The sequence below is a fragment of the Bradyrhizobium sp. sGM-13 genome (genome assembly GCF_018398875.1).
GTDB lineage: Bacteria > Pseudomonadota > Alphaproteobacteria > Rhizobiales > Xanthobacteraceae > Bradyrhizobium.
The window spans coordinates 1-21109 of record NZ_JAGWDK010000028.1 but is presented as its reverse complement, the minus strand read 5'-3'; the positions used below and the strand labels follow the sequence as shown (position 1 = coordinate 21109).

The 21109-nt window shown below is 59.8% G+C and carries 24 protein-coding genes and 4 pseudogenes; 18 read left to right on the top strand and 10 right to left on the bottom strand.

All coding sequences use genetic code 11. The features are described 5' to 3' along the window. Positions 1-9: 9 nt before the first annotated feature. Positions 10-524: pseudogene (locus tag KJQ96_RS30425) on the bottom strand (TauD/TfdA dioxygenase family protein); the annotation flags it as partial. A 100-nt stretch (positions 525-624) separates the two neighbouring features. On the opposite strand from KJQ96_RS30425, the gene KJQ96_RS30420 reads away from it, so the two are divergent. Further along, positions 625-1950: an MFS transporter gene (locus tag KJQ96_RS30420; RefSeq protein ID WP_213290047.1), complete on the top strand. Its 1326-nt coding sequence runs from the start codon at positions 625-627 to the stop codon at positions 1948-1950. Between the two features lie 587 nt (positions 1951-2537). Here KJQ96_RS30420 and KJQ96_RS42180 read toward each other — a convergent pair. Next, entirely contained in the window at positions 2538-2666 is a 129-nt protein-coding gene (locus tag KJQ96_RS42180) for a DUF433 domain-containing protein (RefSeq protein ID WP_213290081.1), read from the bottom strand. Positions 2667-3131: 465 nt separating this feature from the next. Next, positions 3132-3541, bottom strand: a pseudogene (locus tag KJQ96_RS30410) (cation:dicarboxylate symporter family transporter); the annotation flags it as partial. A 546-nt stretch (positions 3542-4087) separates the two neighbouring features. Here KJQ96_RS30410 and modB point away from each other — a divergent pair. The 4 genes from modB to KJQ96_RS41825 all read left to right on the top strand — a co-directional run bounded on the left by modB (position 4088) and on the right by KJQ96_RS41825 (position 7569). Next, entirely contained in the window at positions 4088-4774 is a 687-nt protein-coding gene (gene modB / locus KJQ96_RS30405; RefSeq protein ID WP_213290046.1) for a molybdate ABC transporter permease subunit, read from the top strand. Beyond that, positions 4771-6018 carry a molybdenum ABC transporter ATP-binding protein gene (modC, locus tag KJQ96_RS30400; protein WP_213290043.1) on the top strand — a complete coding sequence of 416 codons (1248 nt, stop codon included), beginning with the start codon at positions 4771-4773 and terminating at the stop codon, positions 6016-6018. The genes modB and modC overlap by 4 nt, the downstream gene beginning before the upstream one ends. Positions 6019-6282: 264 nt before the next feature. Next, positions 6283-6858 (top strand): molybdate ABC transporter substrate-binding protein, encoded by a 576-nt coding sequence (modA, locus tag KJQ96_RS42175; RefSeq protein ID WP_375293221.1) that lies wholly within the window; start codon positions 6283-6285, stop codon positions 6856-6858. 441 nt (positions 6859-7299) lie between these two features. Then, positions 7300-7569: a DUF2478 domain-containing protein gene (locus KJQ96_RS41825; RefSeq protein ID WP_309142486.1), complete on the top strand. Its 270-nt coding sequence runs from the start codon at positions 7300-7302 to the stop codon at positions 7567-7569. Between the two features lie 309 nt (positions 7570-7878). Here KJQ96_RS41825 and KJQ96_RS30385 read toward each other — a convergent pair whose 3' ends face one another. Then, positions 7879-8196 (bottom strand): hypothetical protein, encoded by a 318-nt coding sequence (locus KJQ96_RS30385; protein ID WP_213290041.1) that lies wholly within the window; start codon positions 8194-8196, stop codon positions 7879-7881. A 34-nt stretch (positions 8197-8230) separates the two neighbouring features. Between KJQ96_RS30385 and KJQ96_RS30380 the strand changes: the two genes are divergently transcribed. Further along, a complete protein-coding gene (locus KJQ96_RS30380; protein WP_057847949.1) occupies positions 8231-8785 on the top strand; it encodes a peroxiredoxin in 555 nt (184 codons plus the stop codon). Between the two features lie 3 nt (positions 8786-8788). Beyond that, complete coding sequence (locus KJQ96_RS30375; RefSeq protein WP_213290039.1) at positions 8789-9337, top strand: carboxymuconolactone decarboxylase family protein; 549 nt, start codon at positions 8789-8791, stop codon at positions 9335-9337. Positions 9338-9546: 209 nt separating this feature from the next. Here KJQ96_RS30375 and KJQ96_RS30370 read toward each other — a convergent pair whose 3' ends face one another. Next, positions 9547-11082 (bottom strand): E2 ligase fold family C protein, encoded by a 1536-nt coding sequence (locus KJQ96_RS30370; RefSeq protein WP_213290038.1) that lies wholly within the window; start codon positions 11080-11082, stop codon positions 9547-9549. Between KJQ96_RS30370 and KJQ96_RS40550 the strand changes: the two genes are divergently transcribed. Beyond that, positions 11075-11272, top strand: coding sequence for a hypothetical protein (locus KJQ96_RS40550; RefSeq protein ID WP_249734720.1), 198 nt, complete (start codon positions 11075-11077; stop codon positions 11270-11272). The two genes, KJQ96_RS30370 and KJQ96_RS40550, sit on opposite strands and share 8 nt — an antisense overlap. Here the strand turns inward: KJQ96_RS40550 and KJQ96_RS40545 are convergent. The 3 genes and pseudogenes from KJQ96_RS40545 to KJQ96_RS30355 form a co-directional block, all read right to left on the bottom strand. Further along, positions 11272-11574 (bottom strand): annotated as a pseudogene (locus KJQ96_RS40545) (hypothetical protein); the annotation flags it as partial. The gene KJQ96_RS40550 and the pseudogene KJQ96_RS40545 overlap by 1 nt on opposite strands. Then, positions 11571-12188, bottom strand: coding sequence for a putative metal-binding protein (locus KJQ96_RS30360; RefSeq protein WP_213290036.1), 618 nt, complete (start codon positions 12186-12188; stop codon positions 11571-11573). The gene KJQ96_RS30360 and the pseudogene KJQ96_RS40545, both read right to left, overlap by 4 nt. Further along, on the bottom strand, positions 12181-12471 hold the full coding sequence (locus KJQ96_RS30355; protein WP_213290035.1) for a DUF2604 domain-containing protein: 291 nt from the start codon (positions 12469-12471) through the stop codon (positions 12181-12183). The genes KJQ96_RS30360 and KJQ96_RS30355 overlap by 8 nt, the downstream gene beginning before the upstream one ends. A 191-nt stretch (positions 12472-12662) precedes the next feature. Here KJQ96_RS30355 and KJQ96_RS40540 point away from each other — a divergent pair. From KJQ96_RS40540 to KJQ96_RS30320, 8 genes and pseudogenes are all read left to right on the top strand, one after another. Beyond that, positions 12663-13048, top strand: a pseudogene (locus tag KJQ96_RS40540) (SOS response-associated peptidase family protein); the annotation flags it as partial. Positions 13049-13133: 85 nt separating this feature from the next. Then, a complete protein-coding gene (locus KJQ96_RS30350; RefSeq protein ID WP_213290034.1) occupies positions 13134-13400 on the top strand; it encodes a Txe/YoeB family addiction module toxin in 267 nt (88 codons plus the stop codon). A gap of 261 nt (positions 13401-13661) precedes the next feature. Beyond that, the gene (locus KJQ96_RS30345) at positions 13662-13865 is read left to right on the top strand and encodes a cold-shock protein (protein ID WP_082645986.1); all 204 of its coding nucleotides are present in this window, start codon (positions 13662-13664) and stop codon (positions 13863-13865) included. 462 nt (positions 13866-14327) lie between these two features. Next, on the top strand, positions 14328-15413 hold the full coding sequence (locus KJQ96_RS30340) for an IS5 family transposase (protein WP_040425825.1): 1086 nt from the start codon (positions 14328-14330) through the stop codon (positions 15411-15413). A 1008-nt stretch (positions 15414-16421) separates the two neighbouring features. Next, positions 16422-16703: a hypothetical protein gene (locus KJQ96_RS30335; RefSeq protein WP_213290032.1), complete on the top strand. Its 282-nt coding sequence runs from the start codon at positions 16422-16424 to the stop codon at positions 16701-16703. Then, positions 16696-16899: a hypothetical protein gene (locus tag KJQ96_RS40535; protein WP_249734718.1), complete on the top strand. Its 204-nt coding sequence runs from the start codon at positions 16696-16698 to the stop codon at positions 16897-16899. The genes KJQ96_RS30335 and KJQ96_RS40535 overlap by 8 nt, the downstream gene beginning before the upstream one ends. Further along, on the top strand, positions 16829-17644 hold the full coding sequence (locus KJQ96_RS40530; RefSeq protein WP_249734699.1) for a recombinase family protein: 816 nt from the start codon (positions 16829-16831) through the stop codon (positions 17642-17644). Before KJQ96_RS40535 ends, KJQ96_RS40530 begins: the two co-directional genes overlap by 71 nt. 164 nt (positions 17645-17808) lie before the next feature. Continuing rightward, on the top strand, positions 17809-18654 hold the full coding sequence (locus KJQ96_RS30320) for a hypothetical protein (RefSeq protein WP_213290031.1): 846 nt from the start codon (positions 17809-17811) through the stop codon (positions 18652-18654). 430 nt (positions 18655-19084) lie between these two features. Here KJQ96_RS30320 and KJQ96_RS30315 read toward each other — a convergent pair whose 3' ends face one another. Then, positions 19085-19237 carry a hypothetical protein gene (locus KJQ96_RS30315; protein ID WP_213290030.1) on the bottom strand — a complete coding sequence of 51 codons (153 nt, stop codon included), beginning with the start codon at positions 19235-19237 and terminating at the stop codon, positions 19085-19087. 498 nt (positions 19238-19735) lie between these two features. After that, entirely contained in the window at positions 19736-20107 is a 372-nt protein-coding gene (locus KJQ96_RS30310; RefSeq protein ID WP_213290086.1) for a hypothetical protein, read from the bottom strand. Positions 20108-20189: 82 nt separating this feature from the next. On the opposite strand from KJQ96_RS30310, the gene KJQ96_RS40525 reads away from it, so the two are divergent. Both KJQ96_RS40525 and KJQ96_RS40520 read left to right on the top strand, forming a co-directional pair. After that, positions 20190-20675, top strand: a complete 486-nt coding sequence (locus KJQ96_RS40525) for a hypothetical protein (RefSeq protein WP_249734716.1) — start codon at positions 20190-20192, stop codon at positions 20673-20675. Beyond that, positions 20569-20856, top strand: a complete 288-nt coding sequence (locus tag KJQ96_RS40520; protein ID WP_308163740.1) for a hypothetical protein — start codon at positions 20569-20571, stop codon at positions 20854-20856. Before KJQ96_RS40525 ends, KJQ96_RS40520 begins: the two co-directional genes overlap by 107 nt. Positions 20857-21109 lie beyond the last annotated feature (253 nt).

Here is a 21109-nt window from a genome sequence, read left to right as displayed (position 1 = left end):
ATGCATTGTCACGGGATGCTCGGTCTCGAAGATGGTTTGGTGAAGACGTCGTCAAAATGCTTTTTGTCGACCTCGTGGACACGGGCCATTCCGGCGTAGTCGAAGACGTTGCTGTGAACCGCCCAGAGCTCGTCTGCAAGCCGTTGCAGCGGCGGCGGCAGGTCGAGATAAGCGGCCGCGGTGTTTGACCGGACCGTATCGCCGCCAAATGGTGGGATTACAACGGCTCGCAGCACCAAAATCTTATGATAGGCATCGGCAAAGGTTCATCGACGTGCCCCATCGGCCTGGCCACCTCCGCGGGCGGAATCAAGCTCGAGGATCGAGGCCGTTCCCTTGGTGACACCGAGGTCGGATGCGACACCAGCTTTAACGGAATCGAATCGCTCCTGCTAGGCGTCATCGAGATGACATTGGCCGCGGAAGAAGATGACTTTGTGCTCGAGTAGAACCCTTTTGATCGCAGCAATCGTCGGGTCCGGCAAATCGCCCGAGAGATTGATATTCCTGATTTCAGCGCCGATGGTGAGTCGCGCGAACCCGCTTCTTGCTCATGAGAGCTCAAGGTGCTCCACATAGTTGGTCGAATTGTTTTAGGACCGCATTCGAGACGGATCAGCATGCATGGCTAAACAATTCACTCAGCGAAGCTCGAAGCCGACCCTCCTTGCGGCAGATGAAGGCTTGACTAGCCATGCCGTGTTGGGCGCGACGATCGGCAGTATGCTCGAATTCTACGATTTCGGGACCTATAGCTTTTTCGCCATCCAGATCGGTCACGCGTTCTTCCCGGCGCAGGATCAGTTCGCCAGCCTTATGCTGTCGCTCATGACCTTCGGAGCGGGTTTCGTCACCAGACCCATCGGGGCCATTGTGATCGGCTCATACTCGGATCGAGTTGGACGCCGGCCCGCAATGACCGCCAGTTTTGTCATGATGAGTGCCGCTATACTCGTGTTGGCTGTGACGCCTTCGTACGACACGATAGGTATCGCCGCTCCGTTATTGGTTATTCTCGCGCGTTTGGTGCAGGGCTTCGCCCTGGGAGGCGAAGTCGGTCCGACGACCGCCTATCTGATGGAAGTGGCCCCGGCCGGACGCCGGGGCCTTGCCGTCTCGTTTCAGCCTGCTAGCCAACAAATAGCTGCAACGGCCGGAGCGCTGGTCGGAGAAATACTCTCCCTCACCATGACAAGCGAGTCGCTGGATGCGTACGGATGGCGGATCGCGTTTCTGCTCGGTGCCTGTACGTTACCGGTCGGATTTTGGTTGCGCAGGGCCCTGCCCGAAACGCTGCACCGACCTGAAGCGCCGGCCCTCTCCGTCGAGCCCGCAAGGAAATTGCGTGCCAGCCGCCGCATGATGAGCTTGGGATTGATCATTTTGGCCAGTTGCACGATTATCACCTATGTCACGGAATATATGACGACTTATGCACTGAACACCCTGCAAGTTGCCGCGCCTCTCGCCTTTGCGACCACGGTCGTCAGCAATGCAGTAGGCATTGCTGCCGCACTCTTGGGCGGTTGGCTGGCAGATCGGGCCGGACGCCGGCCCATCATGATATGGCCGCAGATCGCCGCGCTGCTGATGACCTATCCGGTGTTCTTGTGGATCGTAGAGAGCCGCAGTCCCATGGCGCTTCTCGGAGGTCTCGGCGCGCTCACCCTCGTCGGAACGATTCCGTATAGCGCCTTCTATGTTGGTATGGTCGAAGGCATGCCCAAGAGCATCCGCGGCGGCGCCTTCGCGACGATCTACGCGGTTGCGATAGCGACCTTCGGAGGCACAGCTCAACTCGTTGTCGCTTGGCTGACCCACGTTACTGGGAACGCGCTGGCGCCGGCTTGGTACATGCTTGTCGCTACCGCGGCCGGGCTCTGCGCCATGCTGATGATGCCCGAGACGGCACCGTCGAAAATTCGAGCCGCGAACGCGCGGAGCCCGTAACAGCTTTGGACAATGCGATAACGGGTTACGGCTCCAGCCAGGTTCCCAATCTCATGATGCGTTGCATCGGCTTCCGCTCTTTGCGGAGCCGGCCTGCCAGACGAGGGCGACGGGACGATGCCGGAGGATGGGCGCCGCGCCTTTAGCGACGTAAGCTTGCGTCCAGCCGGAATCGATTGCTTTCACCTGTTCGTCCGAAGTTGGTGCGCGCCGAGTTCGATCCAGAGGCGGCGAGAGAATTTATCTCCGCGGAACGTTCATTCATGCTCAATGGGACTGATTGTCCGATCAGGCCGTTTTGCTGCAAGCACTTCATTACAGCACAGCCATATCAGACTAAGTCGGTCAACTGGTACTGGCGTGGCTGGATGCCGAAGCGTTTCGGAAACTACTTCATATCGCCGTCCATTGCGATGAGGATAGCATTGTTAAGCTAATGGCGTATCGCACACCACGTCATCCGCGCCATTTTCGTGTAAGAGATCGCGGTAGAAAATTGCTTTCGTGACCATGCTTGATGGGTATGCTTCCTACGGAAAGCCAGAACTCCAGCATCCAAAAAGTCTCTCGGATATGGACGCCGACGCTCAAGCTGCAACGTCTTTGTGAGCGATCGCCGCGCGGATGGCGTTTTCCGTCACAGTCGGGTATTTCTTGCGGATATCCGCACCTGAAACTCCACTTTCTGCGAATGACTTGATGCTGCGAACAGGAATGCGCCTGCCGGCATCCCCGGCTGACCCAAATCAATGACTGCTCTGCGCACAGCGACTATCCTATTGCCAATTTCTCGCACAGCGAAAGCTGCGGTAGGCAGGGCTAGTCCATGAGAACTGCGCTGAAATTGCTCATTCTTGCGACGCCTTAATGCTCGCGGGCCAGCCCTTCTTCGCGCAAAGCCTACGAACTGCCCAGCTTGAAATCGTCGATGTCTCGCCAGCCCGGCTCTCCCGAATTCGCTCGATGCTGAAAGAGGATGTCGACGCGGAGCGTATGCAAGGCGCCGTGCCGCCTTGCCGCTTGGCTTCACGGTTACCGAGTGAAGCCGAACTGATTGGCTCGCCGCCAGCGGAAAGCCTTTTCTCGAGCCCAACACCGCGCCGCCAGTGCAGAGCCTACAGAATCGTCGGTGATTAGCACTACTTTGGCATGTTCGTCAGTTTGGTGAGCTTATCAGCGTTGAAATGGACGGCGTTGGAGGCTTCCGCCTGCTTGACGCAATTGGCCACCGCCGCGCTGTCGGGCTTGGCGGCAAGCCCATGCCGATCTGGAACTGCCCATGGTCGGGCCGAGAATGAGGGCAAAGGTGGAACGATCTCGAATTAGACCAGCGCCTTGACGCCGACCCAGCCGACCTTTTTCGCATGACGGATGCGAGCGATGCCGGAAACAGCCTTACAGAAGATGATCGGCGCGATCACCATCTTGATCGGCTTGATCAAGCCGTCGCCGAGCGCCTTGACCCAGTTATTGGTCGCGAGAGACGGCGACAGCAGCGGACGAGGACACCGATCAGGATCGCGATCAGCGCCTGGACATAAAGGAGGTTTCACCAGGGTCGAGACGCCCGCGCGGCCGCCGCAGTTCCGATCTTGTCATGATTTTCCTGCCCCAATACGAACTCGAATATCTGGCCGCCGCGCGTTGAGAGGCGGCCGACATCACACGAGCGGCCAGCTTGTCCGCTCCAAGACGACGATGTCGGAAGTCCGACAATCGGCAACGTCATCCAAAAGCAGGCAGTTACGCGCTTTTTCTCTCGCCAAGCAAGGCGCTCGCCAGAATCCTTCGAGCGGCACGGCGATTGCTGGGATCAGGCGCAAACCCGCCGCAGCCAAAGCGCTCGCAGCGGCCCCGTCTCAGGAGTGCCCGATGAGCCGCGCTCGATTGATCCCGATTAAAGCACTGATGGCGCTTATACTCAGTGAAGAACCGGCGGACATCAATCTCGCGGTTGCCGCCAAGTTCACCGAGCCGGCCGGGGACATCGCACCCCTCAAACAGAAATCTTGGTGCGGTTGGAGAATGACGCCAATAACCGAGCGACGCGCGCCTTCCGTAAGGGGCCCGTTAGCCTACGCAATCATTGCGCGAGCATGACCATGTGCTCTGTGCTCGAACGCTTAAGTTGACGCACATGGATAGCTTTTCGCCAGAAATCTGGCAGTCGCTCGGGCTCACGATCGAGCTCGCGAGCGTGACGACCGTGATCCTGCTGATCGTTGGCACGCCGCTCGCGTGGTGGCTAGCACGCTCGAAGAGCCTTTGGACTGAGGCGGTGGCCACGATGATCGCGCTGCCGCTGGTGCTGCCGCCAACAGTACTCAGTTTTTACCTGCTCGTCCTGCTCGGCCCGAACGGCCCGGTCGGCCTTCTCGCCTCTCTGTGGGGCGGGCGCACGCTGGCCTTCACCTTTGCGGGGCTCGTGGTCGGATCGGTTTTGTCCGCGCTGCCTTTGGTGGTGCAGCCCATCCGCAACACCTTCGCTGCCATGGGTGACCGCCCGCTGGAGATCGCGGCCACTCTGCGCGCCTCACCGTTATATGCCTTCTTCACGGTCGCCCTGCCTCTGGCGCGACCGGGTCTTTTGACAGCCGCCGTGCTTGGCTTTGCGCATACGATCGGCACGTTCGGCGTCGTGCTGATGATCGGCGGCAACATTCCTGGGCGCACCAAGGTGCTGTCGGCCTTTCTCTTCGACTTTGTCCAAGAGTCGCGCTGGCGCGAAGCAAGCTGGCTTGCCGGCGCCATGCTGATGTTCGCCGTTGCGGTAGTCCTCGCCTTAACCTTGATCGACAAATACAGCAGAAGGAGGAGCACGTGAGGACAGCCACACCGGGCCGGATTGAAATTGCCTTGAGTGGCAGTATCGCTAGCTTTCCACTCGATACGCGATTCAGCGTACCGGCCAAAGGCGTGGCGGCGATTTTCGGCCCGCCAGGCTGCGGCAAGACTGCGGTGGCGCGCTGCATCGCCGGCCTTGAGCGTCTGCCGGCCGGCTTCTGCGCCATCGATGGCGAGGTATGGCAGGACAAGACTACCTTCCGCCCACCGCATCTGCGTCCCATCGGCTATGTGTCTCAGGAGGCGAGTCTCTTTCCCCATTTGTCGGTCAGGCGCAACTTGCTTTACGGTGCGCCCAAACCCAAACCGACGCCGATCGCGTTTGATGAGGTGCTCGAACTTCTCGACCTGGCGCCGCTGCTCGATCGCTCTCCCTCGCATCTCTCCGGCGGCGAGCGGCAGCGCGTTGCCATGGGTCGCGCGCTGTTGTCTCAGCCCAGACTGCTTGTGATGGACGAGCCGCTTGGCGCGCTCGACAGCTGCGCCAAACGTGAGATTCTGCCGTTCGTCGAGCGCCTGCCCGAGAAGCTCGCGCTGCCGATGATCTACATCGGCCATGACATGGCGGAGATCGAACGCTTTGCCGATCATCTCGTTATGATGGAGCGCGGCATGGTAACCGCGGCTGGGCCGCTGCATGTCTTGCAGACCGATCCTGCGCTGCCGCTTGCGGCGAGCCGCGAAGCCGCCATCAGCCTTGATGCCGTGGTGAGCGGCTATGATGGGCGCTATGGGCTTCTTATTCTCCGCCTCAAAGGTGCGCGCCTGTTGGTGCCGGCGCCGCCGCTTGCACCCGGCGTGCACCAACGGCTGCGCATCGCTGCCTACGACGTCAGCGTCGCGCGCGAAGCACCGCGCGCAGGGTCCATCCTCAATGTCTTTCCGGCGCGCATCAGAGCCTGTTTGCCGCTCGGCGCGGCTGAGATCACGCTGGTACTTGCGCTCGGCACCGGGGGCTCGGGCACGGAGATTTTGGCGCGCATAACGCGTTTCTCCTTTGATTCGCTAGGGCTCAAGGATGGAGTGGACGTATTCGCCCAGCTCAAGCACGTTTCGCTGCTCTCGGCCTCTGAACCGCCACTGCAAACCATACCAGCTTCCACGCCAACAGCAGATCCTGGGGACAGGCAAGCGACGCCGCGGCGTGAAACGAGAAGCTCGGCACGAGAGGCGAGCGGCATCTTCTTAAGCCTCCACTCTTGTCGTGCCACGCATGTCACTTGACGGCGATATCGGAAGCTGGCAGAGCGACCCAGCATTCCACGGGCACGCTGGCAGCTATGCGCGTTTCAGTGTCGTCAACCAAGGCGCGCACCATGTTCCCGAACGGCACGCCGATTGCTGGGATGAGAAGCAAAGAGCCGCCGCGGCCAGAGCCATCGCAGCGGCCCATCCCTGGAATGCCCAATGACGCTTACCCGACTGATCCTGATCAACTCAATTCTGACGCTGCTTATGTTCGGAAATGCGGAAGCGGCGGAGATCGATGTGGCGGTCGCCGCTAACTTCACCATACCGTCCAAGGAGATGCAGCGTCGTTTAAGCAGAAGACTGGGCGAGGCCCTGTTGAGCTTTGGCGCGAGCGGACAGTTTTACAGCCAGATCACGCAAGGGGCGCCGTTTGAGGTGTTTCTTTCGGCCGACAACGCCCGCCCGAGCAAACTGCTCGAGAAACGTCTCGCGGTTCCGGAAAGCCGCTTCACCGATGCGATCGGCAACCTCGTGCTCTGGAGTTCGACTCAAAAGTTCGTGAACGACGCGGAGACTTTCGCAAAACGGTCGATCTACAATCCGGCCGCGGCGCTTTATGGCGCAGCCGCAGAGCACGCTATTAAAGCGCTCGGCGCCTATGAGTCGACGCAGCCGAAGCTGGTCGCGGGATTCTCGCCTCTCTCTGGGGCGGGCGCGCCCTCGCCTTCACCTTCGGGCTTGTGGTCGGATGGGTTTTGTACGCGCTCTCTTCCGTGGTGCAGCCGCTTCCCAACGCCTCCGTGGCCAAGCTGGCTTGCCATGGGCATGGTGATGCTCGGCCTTGCGGTAATCCTCGCCGCAACGTTGTTCTAGAAGTGCAGCGCAAGGAGAGCACGTGAGGACAGCCACACCAGAGCGAATCGAAATCGCCTTCAGCGGTAGGCTCGCTAGCTTTGCGATCGATGCGCAGTTCAGTGAACGGGCCAAAGGTGTGGCGGCGATCTCAGCACAGCGCGCATGACGCGCCGCTGCCTATGCGCTAAGGCTCAACCATGGAATGGACGTGTTCGCCCTGGTCAGGGGTCGTCTCATTGGTTCACGACCTCTGAACGCTAGGGCATCGCGCCATCTACGCCAGCAGTAGATGCTGGACGGGCAAGCGCCGCGGTTTGAAACGAGCCAAGAGGATCAAGCCCATGATCGCCAACCACGCCGAGATCTATCCCAAGCGCGTCGCGGCAATCCTCTATAGGCCCGAACAAGACGCCGGATACGCTGCTCGCCGACTTCACCCAGGATCTCGCGCGGCAAGGAGTGCGCGTCGGCGGCATCGTCCAGCGAAACCTCAAGGGCGCAAACGGCATGAAAACCATGCTCGCGCGCGACGTTGCGACGGGGCGCGAGATTCCGAGCTGTCAGCCACTCGGCAGCGGCGCCATTTCCTGCAAGCTCGATGCTAATGGGCTTGCCGATGCCGCAGTTGTCGCGTCTCGCGCGATCAAGCTTCACGTCGATCTCCTCGTGATCAACAAATTCTCCAAGCAGGAGGCGTCCGGCCGGGGCCTGCGCGACGAATTTTGCTGATGCGATCATTGCTGGCGTGCCGGTCCTCACTGCCGTCCCTGAAAATGCCATGCCGCCTGGCGGACTTTCACCGGAAATGTCGGCACGACGCTGCTGTGCGGGCGCCAGGTCGTGAAGGAATGGTGGCGCGACATCGCCCAGCGCCTGCCGCGCATCCGCGCGCATTCCATCCCGTCAGCGGCTATTTACCGATCATCAGATCCGACAGCTTGATCACGGGCGGGAGGGCATCCACAATTTTGACCCCGAGAATGTCCGCCGCGTCATTGGCTCGATCAAAACACCGTCAGTGCCGGTTCCCGCGCCACCTCACATCAGCTGTCCTCGTGCGCGTCGTGGGAGCGACCAGTGGCTTGGCGGAACATTGCCGCGCGCGCTGGGTTTCATCTTAATCAAGCGCATTCCTTCGGCATCATAACCCGAACAGTTGAGTTGGGCTAATCGTTCAAAGGCGCGCAACCGGTCGAGCACGGCAACATGCTCAGTTTGATGCAGGACGGCAGGACCATTCAATCGAAACCATGCTGTTAAGATGCCTCCACGACGAGCATCCGTTTGTTGCATTTCCGCCAGTTGAATCGCGAGATCACCTGGCATATCGCTTGCTTCGCCTGAGGCTGGAATCATCGGTTTCCACGCGAAGCAATCTTGTGAGGACAATATGCTTGGAATTGGAAGTAAGTTACCGTCGTTCGAAATCACTGGCGTGAAGCCCGGTTTTCACCTGCACGAGGAGAACGGGCAGAGCGCGTTCGAGACGCTGACGGAGAACAGCTTCCCTGGGAAATGGAAAGTCATCTTCTTCTACCCCAAGGATTTCACCTTCGTCTGCCCAACCGAGATCGCGGAGTTTGCCCGCCTGTCGAAGGATTTTGCCGACCGCGATGCGGTCGTGCTAGGCGGATCGACCGACAACGAGTTCTGCAAGCTCGCTTGGCGGCGCTCGCACAAGGACCTGCACCATCTGCCGATCTGGCAGTTTGCCGACACGAAGGGCGGGTTGGTCGATGGCCTTGACGTCCGTTCGCCCGACGGCGTCGCCTATCGCTACACATTCGTCGTCGACCCCGACAATACGATCCAGCACGTCTACGCGACCAATCTCAATGTCGGCCGCAGCCCGAAGGACACGCTGCGCGTGCTGGATGCCCTGCAGACCGACGAGCTCTGCGCCTGTAACCGCGAGATAGGCGGCGAAACCCTGAAAGTTGCTTGAGGCATGATGTCGATTGAACAGCTAAAGGACCAAATTCCCGATTTCGCCAAGGACGTGAGACTCAACTTGGCGTCGATGATGTCGGATGAGACGATATCGCCGCAGAGCAAATACGGGCTGTTGCTCGCCACCGCGATTGCGGCCCGCAATCCCGTGGTGATCGCAGCTATGGAATCGGCGGCGGCCGTCGTGATGACGCCGGCCGCGGTCGCGGCGGCGAAATCCGCGGCCTCCATGATGGCGATGAACAACGTCTACTACCGCTTCGTTCACCTCGCCTCCAATCCGGAATACAAGACGATGCCGGCGCGGCTACGCATGAACGTGATCGGCAATCCCGGCGTGGACAGGGACGATTTCGAGCTGTGGTCGCTGGCGGTAAGCGCCATCAACGGCTGCGGCGCCTGCATGGACGCCCATGAGAAGGTGCTGCGGGAAGCCGGCGTCAGCTCGGCGGCCATCCAAACCGCGGTCCGCTTTGCCGCAATCGTGCAGTCAGTTGCGGTTGCGATCGAGGCGGCCGGCATGGGCGTGACCCAGGGGGTGGAGTGATCCACCCCCTCCGCGCTCTTGTCGAGGGTGTTCTGGAATTCAAATGCGGTTGATAATCCAACAACTTCAAGGCGCATTTGGAAAAAGGCGCCCCCTCAGCAATTTCAATAGCTTGGCAGCCGTTCCAAGTGAAAACAGCGCGTCCGGTTGGAGCGCACGTTCGCCGCGCCTACCGTGAGGCGAGGCCTTCCATAGTGATCAGATCGAAGTTAACGAGCTCTGCAGCTTGGGTATTTTCGTCGGTATGCAGCTAAGAAGTCTTCGTCGGCGCAGATGCACCGTCCCGACCTATCTTTCGCCTTGGGATCGTGAAGATGCGACGCGAGTGGACGAAGCAGGTTAATCCGTGTGCTTGTGGTCTGCAGGTTCAGAAGCCCGGAAGCGTGCTTCACGAGATCTGCCGCCAACATTATGCCAGCGAGAGCCGACTGAAATGACATCGGCACAACGGCTCTCACAGGCTGCGCTCCGTCCGTCAGGCGCATGACAATCCCCCCGCAGATTGCCCGCTGGTGAAACGATCGGACGGACTGGCCGACAAACTCTTTAAGGGCTTCGGACGGGATGTCGAAGGTCTTGGCGACACGCTCGACGAAACCTACATCCACCGGCCTGTTCGTCTGAAGGAGATCCCGGATCTCTTGTTGGGCCTCCGGCATCTTCAGCTCCTCAGCCATCTTCTCGTCGTCATCCTTTACCTTCCCGTGAGGCAAGTAAAGGCAGGCCAGACATGCCCGGCCGTCATCAAAGCCGTGGCGCGACACTCCGAGATCAAGCTCCTGTGTCCAGGCGTTTACGATCCATTTCGGCAACGCCCCCTGCACGGCAATGCGGTCCGGAGCGTTGTCCAATGCGACAGCGACTCTTTCGAACATCCAATCGTTCCGGTCGCTCACATAGACGTCCCATTTGGCACAATGCGCCGACACTTGCAGCGCCGTGTCCGCGAGCGCGGCACGCGCCAGATCCACTTTTGGTGAACCAACATCACATTGACCGGCCAGCACGTAGCGCTGCAGATTCGAAAGATCGACCTCCTCATGGTCCACCAGACGGAGCGATCCCTTAAGGCCCACTGCTCGAGCCAAGGCCCATATAGCGCCATTGCCGATCGCGCCGAGCCCGACGAGGTGAGTCTCGCCGATATCCGTTCCCTCAAAGCCCGGAGCGGAGTCAGGGGTGCCCTGGGCGTAGGTCAGCATTGACAGGTCGATAAGTTCGTCAGCGTCGCCCTGATCCAGCTGATCGGCAAATACCGTCCGAAAGACGTTGGCTGCGGCGAAGCATGACGCAGCTCCCGCGCCAAACGGATTCATCGACTTGCCGGAGCCAACCAGACCGCGGCTCGAAAGCTTGGCTCTCCATCCGTCCGAGCCGATGAAGAAGGTCGGACACTTAGTGCGCGACGGACTGCTTCCAACGACCACGGAAACCGTGACGGCCTTCCTGGTCTTGGCGAGCTCGATTTCGGGATTGATGGACTTCGCCAAGAACTCCAGGATTGGACCATGATCCTTCGCCTTTGCATCGAGCGGCCGCAGCGCGATCGTCGGATAAAGACGCGACAACAGCCTGATGATCAAATCCAGACTGGCCCTGCCTTCCGGCGACTGCACGGCTGCGCCGTCGAAAGACACTCCGATCACTTGCGCGGCAAGCCTGTCCTCGAACGCTGAGATCTTGAAATTGGTTAGCACCCGCGACGCCGCCGACGCCGCACGGTCCATGAAGTTGGCCATGGCCATCGTTCAATCCTTGATTAAAATCATCCGCGTAACCTGGCCAACCGACAAGGGGCGCCACACTCCAGCCGCGTCAAGCCGGTACGATGCGACGTTCCTGAGATCGAAGGGCACTCGCGCGAAGTTCGGCACGACCAAAGACAAGGACCCCACCGTGGTGGCGATCGCGTATTCGTCGTCCGTGCTGGAATGATAGGCTCGGCCGGGATGACTGTGTATCTGGGCAATGAGCGCAAGCTTCTCCCGGTACAGCCATACATTTATGCGATGCAGCTCTTCAGGTCCTGTTACGACACACACCCCGTCGGCAGTACGTATATGGCGCTGGGCGGGAATGAGAGTCCTATGTACCTGAAAATGGTGCCCCGTCTGACGGCCTACCCAAAGGCCGAGACCTTCATGCCCTTCACGCCCCACTTTCCGCAAATGGGCATGGAGTTCGTCTACGCAGCCACGCGGTACCGAGAGGACCGTAACCTCCGCGATCTGATTCATTCCGGTACGGCGAGTAATGAGGGCAGCACGTTCACCGCCGGAATCTGGACCTGCACCTGGTAATGCTCGATCGGAGATACCCCGTGGTGCCAGATCTTTTCGAGGATAAAAACTAAGGATCCTTCGCCAGAGCTTCGATGCATCAGCCATGAATCACCGGTGTGAGCGGGATTGTCGTGGTATTCGCGAATGCCGGGAAGACAAATAGATGGCCGATCATCAGGGCTGTTGTACTGAATCATGTTTGTCAGTTGCACCCCGCCCTGCTGGGCCAGCGCCCGAATGGTTTCGGGAGTTGCGCCGGGGATTGCCGCACGGCGAAGCATTTGCACCTGGAGCAATTTGGCGGGTATCGGTTCGCGCGTGAAGGGGTCCACGAACCTGACGGAGGGCGGCCGCAGATCGTGATCCGTAAAATTCAGCACGATGGCAGCGACGATCGGAGGCGGTCTCGGCTTAGTCGCCGCGAAAACCACGAAGATTTCCGGAAACTCTGCGTCAAGCAGGATCCAGCCCCTCTTGCGATAGGCCGATTCCATGCTCCGATAGTTGGCAAGCTCTCGCTCGAACTTTACGCGCGAGACCTCGGGATCGACAGTTTGGAGGTCAGCCACCGGCCACGCCAGCCTTGAGACCCAGGAACAGCGTCACTTCCTTGCCGAATCCAAACTCGCCTAGCTTCTTGTCCGGATCCAACAGCTCGCCCCCTTCGTTCTTGATCTCCCAATTCTCGGGCGGTTGAGCCAGGTTCTTTGTCTCCTCCAGCGCTTTTTGGCGGGCCACATGCAGCGGCTGCTGCTCTACGGCCTTAATGACGACAGGCTGACCGTTCACGACCATCGTGATTTCGACGAAATCCGTGCCCTGATCACTTCCTGGCTTCTTCTCATTCTTCATTTTTGGTCCTTTTGTGTGTGGGCGGCGCTTGGAATCGATGCTGCCGATCGTATGCAGGGGACGACGTGCAAAAAAAGGGAGCATGCCACAAGACGCAATTCGAAAAGCCTTCATTTGACGCGTGCGTACGCAGTTTTCAGGCGTTAGCGCTCTTTCGTCCACATCTCCGACCCGTTGCGGCTTGAGTCGCCCAGACCGGCGGCCCGCCAGCGAGCAACATCCGGAACACGTCGTCGCCACACTGGCGCGTGTGGCTCAAGCTGGACAACCGATGCCTCGTGCCCTTCAACGGCTTTGCCGAATGCGCCCCGAAGCGAACCCCGAAACGAAGAGGGATGTCGTCTGGTTCGCGCTAAACGCGGATCGGCCGCTCTGTGCCTGCGCCGGCATCGGGACCGAGTTCAAGGGCGACCGCGGCACAAATCCAAGCCGGTCCCGGGCCTCACCTCGTCTACGCTTTCTGACGACGGCCCCGAACGCGGTTGTCGAGCCTATTCACCCAAAGGCCATGCACGTGATCCTGGCGACCGCTGAGGAGCGTGACGTCTGGATGCCGGCGCCATGGGATGAAGCAAAGCGCTGTAGCCATCAAGGAGGCAGATGAGGGCAAACTCATCGAGCGCGAACTGATCGAGTCAGCGAAGGCAGGCTAGGCGGGGGGAATGATCACTGCTTGGACTGAGCTTGCTTGGCAAGACTATGTTCAATCGCAGAAGGAAGACCCAAAAATTCTCCAAGCAATTAACGATCTAGTCAAGGACATCAAGCGCAATCCACATAAGGGGCTCGGGAAACCGGAGCCCCTTAAGCATGATTTGAAGGGTTGGTGGTCGCGGCGCATTACCGGAGAGCATCGACTCGTTTACCGCCTCAATGGAAAGAGCGAGACCCAGCAACTCGACATCGCTCAATGTCGATACCACTACTGAGCTGCTGGTCCGCAATCCCGCCTTTCGAGACCTATTTCGGAGGCGTGCGCAAGCTTAGCGCCAGACAGCCCTTGCATCGAAGGGGGCTGTCTCGGTTTGTTGGGGGAAGTTAGTAACCGGTATGAGATTTCTCGGTGCCAACGTTCCGCTGCGGTGTTCTACATCGTGGCGTACCCCGATTCACGGCGGCGGGTTTCTCTTGCGGTGTACTGCCCAGGAGACCTAAGCTGTCGCCCACTGGTTCAAAAGGGAGTGCGGACAGTGGCGACAGGTACGGTAAAGTGGTTCAACGTAACTAAGGGATATGGATTTATCCAGCCCGACAGCGGCGGCAAGGATGTTTTCGTGCACATTTCAGCTGTTGAGAAAGCCGGCCTGAGCAGCCTCAATGAGGGTGCCAAGGTGAGCTATGAAGAAATGAGCAACCGAGGCAAAACGTCCGCGGAAAATCTAAGAATCGGGTGAATTCAAGCCAGCTGGCTCACGCCGGCATGGCGAATCATCCCCGTGACCCACGACGTAGGCTAAACATGGGTCACCAGCGGGCTTATCCGTGGGTTTGGATGCAGAGACCACAAACGCGAACCCCTGCCGGTGAAGTCGGCAGGGGCAAGCAAACGAGGTGGATGACAAGCGCGCGAGCCCTAAGGCCCGGTGGCCCGTCAAGGATCCTTGCGGCACCATAAAGCCGATCGCGCTCGGCCCTTCAATGATACTGATGTATAGACCGTGACCGCTTTTGACTCGCTTATCCAGCAGCTGCGGTCTGCAGGCTCACAATCGCGATGAGGGCGGCGGTGCTCGTGCGGCTGCTTGGATGATGCCCACGCGGTGGTGCGCCGGGATCTAGCAGTCTGCTGAAGAACCCCCTCGCCACGGAGGGGGCTTGATGATTCACTTGATCATCTCGAATCGGCGGAGATGATCATGCGGGGCAGGTTTACGGATCAGGGCGGACTGTTTTCGTACATTGCGCCGGATAAGCGGGTGCCAGCGAACCATCCGCTGCGGAAGGTCCGGGAACTCGTCCGGGATGTTTTGAGTGATTTGAACCGCAGCCTTGGGAGGCTCTACGCCAGCGAGGGACGTCCTTCGATCCCTCCGGAGCAATTGCTGAGCGCCTTGCTGCTGCAGGTGTTCTACGGCATCCGCTCGGAACGCCAGTTGATGGAGCAACTGGACTACAATCTTTTGTATCGCTGGTTCGTGGGACTGTCGCCGGACGATCCGGTCTGGGACCCGACCACCTTCACCAAGAACCGGGAGCGGCTGCAGAACGGCGATGTGTTCACGAAGTTCATGACCAGGCTTCTGAACCATCCGCAGGTCAAGCCGCTGCTGTCGGACGAGCACTTCTCGGTGGATGGAACGCTGATCGAGGCCTGGGCTTCACAGAAGAGTTTTCGCCCCAAAGACGGCAGCGGCGACGATGATGACGGCGCCAACTTCCACGGCCAGAAGCGCAAGAACGACACTCATGCGAGTACCAGCGACCCGGACAGCCGGCTTTATCGCAAGGCGGCCGGACGGGAGGCCAAGCTTTGCTATATGGGCCACGCCACCATGGAGAACCGGCATGGGCTGGCGGTGGCCGGCAGGGTCACGCATGCCAATGGCACCGCCGAACGCCGGGCTTCGGAGACCATGCTGAAGGCGAGACGCAAAGCCGCAGGCCGCCGCATCACGGCCGGCGAGGACAAGGCGTACGATACCGCCGATCATGTCGCCAATCTTCGCGCCATCGGCGTGACGCCACATGTGACACAGAACCAGGCCGTCACCAAAACCGGCAAGAACCGCAACAGCGCCATCGACGAACGAACCACGCGGCATCCGGGGTACGGCATGTCGCAATCGCGCCGGGCGATGGTCGAGTGCATCTTCGGATGGGGCAAGCAGCATGGCACCATGCGCAAGACCAAGCATCGTGGCATCGCTCGCGTCGCCGCCGACTTCCTGCTCAATCTGATCGCCTATAACCTGATCCGCATTCCAAAACTGCTTGCCGCTTAGCCACCCCGCGTCAGGTGCACCCAACACCAGGCTAGAAATTTACATCCAACTCCGCCGCGTCGCCCCAACAACGACCGGCCAGAATAAAAAAACTCTCCATTTCATGGTTTTTCAGCGGACTGCTAGTACTGCCTGTTTCCGGGCTCAGTGGCCTAATCAGAAATACGGAATGGCTAAAATTCACGGAGGAACGGAACGCGCGCGTTGCATGAACCTTTGTTGTCCACCTTACCGGGTGCAATTGACCCGAACTTATTACATCAGGCCGCCAATCACCAATCGGGCTGGCACGGTTCGGTCCAAGGCCTCGCTGCCCTCGAGGTCCAACGGCGGTTGGAAGATAGCCCCAGCCTGCGCCAGGCAAGTTCGATTGGGGCCGTCCGAACGCGTGCCGCTACTTCCACGGACACGCGGTGGAGCGAGTGCGCACCGCCGGCGATCGTTCCCGGCGAGCCGGCGCATAATTCCCGTAGTCATACGGGGTAGCGACGAAATGAAACTGAAACAGAGCTGAGCTTTAGTATCTACAGCACCGAGGACGGCGATTTCAACACGGCAGAATTATTTTAGTCGGTGGGCCGCAGAGCAATCTGCGGCCGTTTTGCTTTCAGTGCAGCGCCAGCGCAGCGGCACACGACACGATTAGCAGGGCGAATCCGGTGGCGGTGAGGGCGAGGAAGGCGTGGTCCATGCGAGGGGTCTCTGGAGCGTTGCCACGGCAATGCGTTTCCCCGACAATCGTTCCGACGCGGCTTAGACCGGAGGCTTGAGTTCGCTTGAGAGCCAGCCCTTGCACGCTTCCGACGAGCACACGACATAGCACCCAAGAACGTCCGTTCGAAGTTGTCATTCAATATCGACATCATCCACGCGCCGGTGAGCGCGTCATCGCTTTGAGGCGAGTCATTCACGGGGCTCGCCTTCACTTCGTGAGTGAACAGCCCGACGGCTCTCGCGCCTTGCTCCCGGCCTGGATGACTGAGAACTCCGCCGCGATACTGCCGACGGTTGAAGTCCCTCGGCTTTCCTTGGATTCGTTACGCGAACTTCGCGGCCTCATTGATGCACAGCGCGTATCGTCGTCACCGTCGTCTGGAGCGAGTCGGACGGTTGGAGGTGATGATGGAACAACGATGGCGACAGCTCGATCTGCTGGCGATCACGGCAGGCACAGTCCAGCACCAGCGGCTCGATCCGCTGGTTCGTTTGGAAGTCACAAGTCTGCTCAAACTTCTTCTCGACGCATGCAGCACCGCCCGCCCAAAGGTGCCGGAGGCGGACAATGAATAAGATAACGCCTGATCATTTGTCACGCAGCGCCTATGTCTATGTGCGGCAATCGACCCCGGACCAACTCGTCAATAATCCTGAGAGCCGTCCGCGTCAGTACGCGCTCGCAACTCGCGCACGGCTGCTTGGCTGGGAAAGCGTCATCGACGACGACCTTGGTCGCTCGGGGGGGCGGCACAGCGCGTCCAGGCTTTGAGCGCTTGCTAGCCGCGATCTGCACCGGAAGCGCCGGCGCTGTGCTGGCCATTGAGGCTTCCCGCCTGGCCCGGAATGGCCGCGACTGGCACACGCTTCTGGAGTTCTGCACGCTGGTGAATAGCCTGATCATTGACGAGGATGGCGTTTGCGATCCAAAGCTCACCAATGACCGGCTTCTGCTAGGGATGAAGGGAACGTTCAGCGAGCTCGAACTATCGATCTTGCGCCAGCGCTCACAGGAAGCATTGCGCCTCAAGGCGGCGCGTGGCGATCTCCACACCTCCGTGGCCGTCGGCTACGTGCGCACCAGCGACGACAGGCTGGAGTTGGATCCGGACAGGCGGGTGCGCAAGTCGCTCCATCTAGCGTTCCGCAAGTTTGCGGAATTTGGCAGCGTGCGCCAAGTCGCGATTTGGTTGTGCGATAACGGCATCAAGATGCCGATTGTCGTGTATGGTCCACGTGGCCGAATGGTGGAGTGGCGGCTGCCACGCTACAATACGATTCACCGGCTGCTGACCAATCCGACCTATGCTGGCGCGTACGTATTTGGTCGCACCGGTTCGCAGGTGCGAATCGAAGCCGGCCGCAAGCTGGTCACCCGTAATGTGCGCCGATCGCAGAAGGACTGGGAGGTTCTGATTCGTGATCACCACGACGGCTACATCTCCTGGCAGGACTACGAGAGCAACCAACGGACCATCAACGGGAACGCGAACATGAAGGGCGCGATGGTGCCGTGATCGGTGCGCAATGGTGGCGGATTGCTCGTCGGCCTGTTGCGTTGTGGACGTTGCGGTCGCAAGCTCAAGGTGCACCATAATGGGCTGCGGGTGTTGCGCGTTACCTTTGCAACGGCGCCACCGTTAATCACGGACGGCGGACGAAGTGCATTGAGTTTGGCAATGTGCGAATCGATGCAGTTGTGTCGGCCGAGGTATTATCGGCGTTTGCACCTCTCGGCCTTGACGCTGCCCTGCAAGCAATCGCGGACCGCGAGCGAGCCGGCGGGGAGCGGCTGCAGCACATAGAGCTGGAGCTGGGGCAGGCACGCTATGAAGCGGCTCGCGCGCACCGACAATATGATGCGGTTGATCCAGAAAACCGCCAGGTCGCTGGAGATCTCGAACGGCGGTGGAATGAACGGCTTGCGGAAGTGGCGCGCCTCGAGGATGATCTTCGCATCGCCCACGCCAAACAGCCGCCCGCTCTAACCGACGCAGAACGCGCTGAGATTTTTGGACTAGGGACAGACGTGGAGCGCCTGTGGAGCCATCCGGCAGCCTCGGTTGCGACACGAAAGCGGATATTGAGAGCGGTTCTTGAAGAGATCATCGTCACCGTCGAGCCAGTAGTATTGCACCTCAAATTGCACTGGAAGGGCGGCGACCATACTATGCTCGAAGTTGTGAAGAACCGGGCCGAACAGCATCGGTGGAAGACCAATGCTTCAACTGAGCAGCTGATCCGTGATCTGGCTCGTTTGCTGCCGGACGGGAGCATTGCCTCCGTTCTCAATCGGCTTGGCACACGCACGGCTAAAGGCAACACGTGGACCCAGCAGCGCGTTTGTGTCTTCCGCAACGACCACAACATTCCTGTTTACCGAGATGGCGAACGCGCCGAACGTGGGGATCTGATCCTGCATGAGGCAGCAAGCCGTTTGGGCCTCAGCAAGATGACTGTGGTACGATGGTGTCTTGCCGGCAAAACAGAGTTGCGTGGGCGCACCGTATGTGATCCGGGAGATTGACCTGAATCGGCAGGAAGTCGGTCATGCGGTGACGAATGGTCGCGCAGTATCACAAGATCCGCGGCAACGAAGCTTCGATTGTCAATGACATAGCGAGATGTGCACCATGTCACCAACCCGATAGGGTCAACAACAACGTGCCCGGTGTGGACTCACAGTTCGGGCACGTAAATATCCGGCTTTCGAGCCCTGTGCCCTCTGGTTCGATGCGTTACGAGCGCGGTTCGAGTGCCGCACCGCTTACAAGCGGGACGTTTTATCGATTCCGGGAACATACGCATATCCAACCCCGAAGGGGGCTGGGAGCGACTCCGGTGAAAGCCCCCTTTCCCGCCACAACAATTAATCTGGTTTGTTTGTCGGGTCTGCAACATACCCGACATAATCGTTTCGGCATGGGCAGCAAACCGAGACGCCGCCCCGCCGGCTGTCAGGTCGCTCGGTTGACAAACGCAAACTCCGAGTCACGCTTGGCCTCTTTTTGATTGGCCATTTGCATGACGTATCGGCGCCGAGGCCCTGGTTGGGTTGCCGCCATTTTCATCACCGCGGTGATGTGGCTCGCCGTCGTTTCAGCGTTCATGATCTTGTGGTCCTGTGACGCTGCCGCTCCGTAATTTCCCGGAGCAGAAATAGTGCCCGCTTGCTATTGCTGGTGCCAGCAGCCGAGGTGAAGCATTTCAGCACGGACAAGCATAATCTGACCGGTAAGCCACAGAGCAAGCTGCGGCCATTCCGTTTGTGGGTAGCGAGCGCTTCGCGCTGACAGAAGCTCCAGTCCGCGCCGGCCGCCCAGCGCGAGCGACCGGCGACGGAAGGAGGATGACCTGCCTTCGGGGCTTTGGGGGCATAGAGGCCAGGCCGCCTCGCATGCAGTCCAGCACGCCTGGGTCAATGTTGTCTACCCGCAAAGGTCCGCGTATCGACGGTCTGACGAGGAACGTTCGGCGAGGGCGGCGCGTTTCGGGCCATGGATATCATCTACTGGATCGCCGGTTTTGCCGCCCTGGTCGTACTTGCCGCGGTCGCCTTCGCTCTCATACGAGAGATGCGCTGAGTTTCCACCAGCGCTTCGCGCGATCTATTGTTCATCTGACTTTGGCTTACCCGTTAGATCGAGCGGCTGCTCGCCGTGCATATGCGCCATCACCTGGCCGAGGTCGCGCATGTCAACCAGGGCGCCGCAAACCGGGCAGTTGCCGAAATGCTCGATCTCCGGCCGGTTCGGATCCTCCATGTCGACGCCGGTGTAGCGCGGCAACTGCTGAGAGCTTTCGACATCCGCCTGAAATCCCTCGGGAAGATCCGGCGCGGTGGACTCATCGGATTGATTGCAGACCGGGCATGCCGCTCCGGCAGCGCCACAGGTACAGGCGCGCGCGCCTAACCACGGCTGGTCCGGATGCTCCTCGCACACCCAATGACAGTTGTCGCAGCGGGCACACCACTTCATTGCAGGTCCTCCCTCTGGGCACAGAAACCAGCGCGGGAAAGGTCCGGGAGGAGATTCCCGCAGGGGTCCTGGAATTGCTACCATGGCGGGGCTGCGCCCGGACAAGGTCCTGCGCCTCTACAAGGATCTTGGCATCACCTCGCTTGACGAACTGAAAGCAACTACCAAGCAAGACCGGATCAAGAAGGCCAAGGGGCTCGGTGAGGCAGTGCAGACGAAGATCCTGCACAATCTCGAAACTGCAAAGGGCAGCGCGGGGCTGCTTCATCTGCATCGCGCCGCCGCCCTGCTCGAGCATTCGAAGAAAACTCTCGAGAAGACACAACCCGAACTGAAGCACGTGACTATAGCCGGCGACTTGAGACGGAGCTGCGAGCTCGTCGGAGAGCTCGCCCTGGTGGCAGAAACGCCGGTTTCGGAAAGAACCGACCATCCGGGATTCGTCGGGCCTGAAGGTTTACGTGGCCGACCGCAAGCACTTGGGCGCTCTGCTCCTCCAGGCCACCGGATCGGCCGATCATTTGGAAGGGCTCCGGTCTCTCGCCGACACGAAGGGCATGAGGCTTGAGGTGCACGGGCTCCACAAAGGCCGAACCGTGATCGCCGCCAAGGAGGAGGACATCTACCGAGCTCTTGGCCTTCCCTTCATCGAACCCGAATTACGCGATGGCCGCGGCGAAATCGAGCGCGCGCTAAGAGGCAAGCTGCCGAAACTGGTTTCGATCATCCCGATTGAAGGGACGTTCTGAGGGAGCCCCAGGTACCATGTCTGCGTCAGGATCGACGCCGCAAGGCCGATGCCGCGCGGGCTCGCTTCACGCGAGCCTGCGTCCGGACGTCTCAAGGCGCCCCGGGGCAACCCAGATCACGATAGAAGCTGCTGAACTTTTTGCGTCAAAAGCGGATCATGCAGACATACCGCCCATTCCAGCAGCATCTGGCGCACCGTGGTCGCCAAGATGCCATGAAGCGCCATCCGATCCAGAGCAAGTGAACGATCCG